Source organism: Streptomyces cacaoi, assembly GCF_006539165.1.
Lineage (GTDB): Bacteria > Actinomycetota > Actinomycetes > Streptomycetales > Streptomycetaceae > Streptomyces > Streptomyces cacaoi.
Genome location: NZ_BJMM01000130.1, coordinates 1 through 3,965, shown reverse-complemented (window position 1 = coordinate 3,965; position 3,965 = coordinate 1). Strand labels below are relative to the sequence as shown.

Here is a 3,965-nt window from a genome sequence, read left to right as displayed (position 1 = left end):
AATCCAGCAACTCCACCGCCATCCCCACCCACTGCGACCCCTGACCCGGAAAGACGAAGACGACGCGGTCGTCGGAGGTGAGGGCGGTGCCGCGGACGACGGCGGGCGTGTCCCGGCCCGTGGCCAGGCGTTCGAGCCCGTCGTGCCGGTCGGCGGTGCCCGCGCCGAGGACGACCGCCCGGTGGTCGAAGCGGGCGCGGGTGGTCGCCAGCGCGTGGCCGACGTCGGTGGCGGAGGCGGCCGAGGTGCCGGTGGCGGAGGTGCCCTCGGCGAGCAGCGGCAGCAGTCGGCGGGCCTGTTCCCGCAGAGCGGCCTCGGACTTGGCCGACAGCGTCCAGGGCACGACCGTGCCCTCGGGGACTGCTCGGCTCTCGGGCGCGCCGTCGGGGCCCTGTTCCAAGATGACGTGGGCGTTCGTGCCGCTGACGCCGAAGGAGGAGACGCCCGCGCGCCGCGGGCGCCCGGTGTCCGGCCAGTCGCGCGGCTCCGACAGGAGGCGCACGGCGTCGGAGGACCAGTCGACGTGCGGCGAAGGCTCCTCGGCGTGCAGGGTCCTGGGGAGTTGTGCGTGGTGCAGGGCCAGTACGGTCTTGATGACACCGGCCACTCCGGCGGCGGCCTGGGTGTGCCCGATGTTCGACTTCACGGAGCCCAGCCACAACGGCCGTTCCGGATCATGCTCCTGCCCGTAGGTGGCGAGCAGTGCGCGTGCCTCGATCGGGTCGCCCAGCTTCGTGCCCGTGCCGTGCGCCTCCACCGCGTCCACGTCGCCCGCCGACAGCCCCGCGTCCGCCAACGCCGCCCGGATCACCCGCTGCTGCGCCGGACCACTGGGGGCCGTCAGACCATTGGAGGCGCCGTCCTGGTTGACCGCGCTGCCCCGCAGCAGCGCCAGCACCCGGTGCCCGTTCCGCCGGGCGTCCGACAGCCGCTCGACGACCAGGACGCCCACGCCCTCGGCGAAGCCCGCCCCGTCCGCGCCCGCGGCGAACGCCTTGCTGCGGCCGTCGGGAGCGAGCCCGCCCTGGTGGGTGAACTCGGTGAAGACGCCCGGTGTGGACATGACGGTGACGCCGCCGGTGAGAGCGAGGTCGCACTCGCCCTGCTGGAGCGACCGGGCGGCCAGATGCAGGGCGACGAGGGAGGACGAGCAGGCGGTGTCGACGGTGATGGCCGGTCCCTCGGTGCCGAGCGCGTAGGAGACGCGGCCGGACAGCACGCTGCCGATATTGCCCGTGGCGACGTATCCGGCGGTCTCCGCGGGCGCTTCCGGGCCCATGGCGAGGTAGTCGCCGCCGTTGGTGCCGGTGAAGACGGCCGCGCGGGTGCCGCGCAGCGTCGTCGGGTCGATGCCTGCGGTCTCCAGGGCCTCCCAGGAGGTCTCCAGCAGCAGCCGCTGCTGCGGGTCCATCGCCAGCGCCTCACGCGGCGAGATGCCGAAGAAGCCGGCGTCGAAGTCGCCCGCGTCGTGCAGGAAGCCGCCCTCACGGGTGTCCGAGGTGCCCGGGGTGCCCGCCGCGTCGGAGCCGGGGCCGTGGAGCGCCCGCAGGTCCCAGCCGCGGTCGTCGGGGAACGGGGTGATGGCGTCGCCGCCCGCCTGGAGCAGCTGCCACAGGTCCCCGGGCGACCGGACGTCACCGGGGAACCGGCAGCTCATGCCGACGATGACGACCGGGTCGTCGGCTCCTTCACTGTCCGGGCCCTGGTCCGGGGCCGTGTCCGTGTCCCTGTCGGGGGCCGTTTCCCGGGCGCCGCCGAGGAGTTCGCCGTGCAGGTGCGCGGCCAGGGCGCGGGCGTCGGGGTGGTCGAAGACGACGGTGGACGGCAGCCGCAGGCCGGTGACGCTGTTGAGCCGGTTGCGCAGTTCCACGGCCGTGACGGAGTCGAAGCCCAGGTCCCGGTAGGCCGTGCCGGGGTCGACCGCGTCCGGGCCCGCATGGCCGAGCACCACGGCTGCCTGCTCGCGGACGACGGTCAGGAGCGCTGCCTGCTGCTCGGCGCGGTTGCCCAGCGCGGTGAGCCGGGCGACGAGGTCCTCGGATGCGGTGGCGGCGCGCGGCACCGGTGCGTCGGCGCCCGCGGCCGAGGCGGACTGCCGGGTGAGCTGCCGTACGTCGGGCAGGTCCGCGAGGAACGGGCTGGGCCGGTTGGCGGTGTAGGCGACGTGGAACCTGTCCCACTCCACATCCGCCACCACGACGGTCGGCTCGGGGTCGCCGGCCGCCACGGTCAGTGCTTCGGCCGCGAGGTCCGGTGCCATGGTGGGCAGGCCGTGGCGGCCGGCCGTCGCCTCGATGCCGTCCCCGGCGGCCATGCCCCGCTCGTCCCAGATGCTCCAGGCGATGGAGGTGGCGGGCAGCCCGAGAGCGTGCCGCTGTTCGGCGAGGGCGTCCAGATAGGCGTTGCCGGGGGCGTAGTTGCCCTGCCCGGAGGCGCCGAGGGTGCCGGCCAGGGAGGAGAACAGGACGAACGCGTCCAGGCCGCGCTCCCGGGTCAGCTCGTGCAGGTGCCGGGCGCCGTCGGCCTTGACCCGCAGGACCCGGTCGATCCGGTCCGGGGTGAGGCGCTCGATGACGGCGTCGTCCAGGACTGCGGCGGTGTGCACGACGGCCGTCAGCGGGCAGTCGTCGGGCACGGCGTCGAGCAGCCGGGCGAGGTCCGCGCGGTCGCCGACGTCGCAGGCGGCCACGGTGACGCGTACGCCGTCGGCCTCCAGTCGGGCGCTCAGCTCGGCGGCGCCGGGCGCGTCGGACCCGCGGCGCCCGGCCAGGACGAGGTGTTCGGCACCGGACCGCGCCAGGTGGCGGGCCACTCGGGCGCCGAGCCCTCCGGTGCCGCCGGTGATCAGGACGGTGCCGCGAGGCCGCCATGCCGGACGCGGGCCGGTGACGGCCGCGCGGGCCAGGCGGCGCACGAGGGCGCCGGACGGGCGGAGGGCGAGCTGGTCCTCGCCGGTGGTGCCGGAGAGGACCGCGGCGAGGAGGCGCCGGGTGCGGGCGTCGGGCCGGGCGGGCAGGTCGACCAGGCCGCCGAACCGCTCGGGGTGTTCCAGGGCGAAGATCCTGCCCAGGCCCCACACCATGTGCTGTGCCGCCGCGCTGTCGCGGTACGTCCGTGCGTCCTGGTCGGTCGCGGTGACCGCGTCGTGGGTCAGGCACCACAGGGGGGCGCCGGTCCCCGCGTCGCCGAGGGCCTGGCACAGGGCGACGGTCGCGGTGAGCCCGGCCCGCGAGACGCCGTCCGCGGCGGCGGAGCCGTCGTCAGCGGCAGCCGGGCCCTCGGCGACGGACAGCAGGGACAGTACGCCCGCGTACGTTCCCCGGGGCAGCCGACGGGCGATGTCCTCCCGAGTCGCGGTGACCGGCAGTTCGAGGGTGGTGATGGCGCCGCCGTGGTCGCGTACGGCGGTGGCGACGGCGGCGGCGCAGTCGGCCGCGGCGGCGCAGCCGGCCGGTACGGCCAGCAGCCAGGTGCCGGTCAGCGCTGCGGCTTCCGGCAGGGACGCGGGAACCCAACGGGTGCGGTAGCGCCAGGAGTCGACGGTGGCCGCCGCCGTACGGTGCCGGCGCCAGGCGCGCAGGGCGGGCAGGACCGGGGCGAGGGACGCGCCGTCGATGTCGAAGGCGCCCGCCAGGGTCTCGGTGTCCTCGCTCTCCACCGCCTCCCAGAAGCCGCTGTCGTCGGCGGAGCCGGTGGCTTCCTGGGGGACGGCGGTCCCGCGCAGGGTGTCGGCGTCCCACCAGTAGCGTGCGCGCTGGAAGGCGTAGGTGGGCAGGTCGACGCGGCGGGCCCCGGAACCGGCGAACGCCTGCGCCCAGTCCACGGGAACACCCCGCACGAAGACCTCGCCGAGCGAGGTGTACAGGCGCCGGGTCCCGCCATCGCCACGGCGCAGGGTCCCGGCCACCGCCGCCTCGTGGCCGGCCGCCTCCAGGGTCTCCTGCACCGCCGCGGTCAGCACCGGG

Annotated in this window: 1 protein-coding gene; it reads right to left on the bottom strand. The window is 76.0% G+C overall.

Annotated features, from left to right (window positions below; all coding sequences use genetic code 11):
* A partial coding sequence (locus SCA03_RS34440) for an SDR family NAD(P)-dependent oxidoreductase (protein ID WP_141275884.1) occupies positions 1–3,965 on the bottom strand: 3,965 nt, incomplete at both ends.